Consider the following 1,073-nt stretch of genomic DNA (forward strand, 5'->3'; position numbering starts at 1 on the left):
CGCGCTGCGGCCTTGGTGTCCGTACGGGCCGGCCCCCGCCTCCCGTTCCGCTTCCGCGTACGGCGTCGCCGTCGCCGTCGCGTATCGCGTCCTCACCGTGCACCGCGCCCCACCCGTTCCCCTTGTACGCCGGCGCGGCTCCCCGGCCGCGCAGGCCCCCCTCGGTCGTCCGGGATCTTACGGGAGGGGTGCGGTGCTCGGCATCCCGGCGTCAGCTCGCGGGGCGGGTCTCGTAGACCAGCAGCTCCGTGCCCGTGGGGGAGGTGCCGTCGTCGGGGGCCGCCCACATGCGCAGGCCGTCGCCGCGCAGCGCCTCCAGCAGCACGGGGTTGCGCGTCGCGACGTGCCCGCCGGTCGACCAGAGCTGCACCGGCACCTCGTGCTCGATGTCGAACGTGCGCAGGTCGATGGTGGCGATGCCGCCGAGTTCGAAGTCGGCGCCGGAGGCGTTCTTGAAGCCGGTGATGCCGGTGCAGAGCATCTTGCGCGAGTCGGCGTACGCGCAGTCCTGGTAGTCGACGAAGTGGCTCTGGTTCGTCCGCCGCTGCACCTGGCGGCCGTGCCGGTCCCAGGTGTAGAGGGTGCGCGAGCCCCACGAGACGCCGTGCACCCGGCCGGTGCGCGGCTCGGGCACCACGCCGCCGACGTGGTCGTCCACCCGGAACTCCTCGGTCGCCTTCAGCGTGCGGACGTCGACGCGGTAGACGACGGCGGCGCTGTTCGGCCGGTACTCCGCGACCGGGACCCACACCGAGCGGCCGTCGGTGTCGATGCCGCCGGGGTGGTACATGTCGCCCTCGCCGAGCGTGATGTCGTCCAGCAGCCGGCCCTTCAGGTCGAGGACGAAGAGGTGGCCGACGCCGCGGCCGGGGCTGCGGTCGTAGCCGTCGACGGGCTCCGGGTAGCGCACGGGCGGCTCGATGATCTCGACGCTGGAGAGGAACAGCCGGTCGCCGACGCGGGTCAGGCCCTGCGGGTGGTACGTCTCGAAGTCCAGCGGCAGCTTCTCGACCAGCTCCCACGTGCTGTTGCGGTCCAGCTTGGCGACGGCCTCGACGACGCGGGCGTCGCGC

The 1,073-nt window shown here is 73.3% G+C and carries 1 protein-coding gene; it reads right to left on the minus strand.

Going from position 1 to position 1,073, the window contains the following annotated elements:
- Positions 1-211: 211 nt before the first annotated feature.
- Positions 212-1,073: DUF6454 family protein (locus H5J30_RS35230; protein WP_181791859.1), on the minus strand; the 862-nt coding region annotated here is incomplete at its 5' end.

The organism is Streptomyces phytophilus (assembly GCF_013870535.1).
In the GTDB taxonomy this organism is placed as follows: Bacteria; Actinomycetota; Actinomycetes; order Streptomycetales; family Streptomycetaceae; genus Streptomyces; species Streptomyces phytophilus.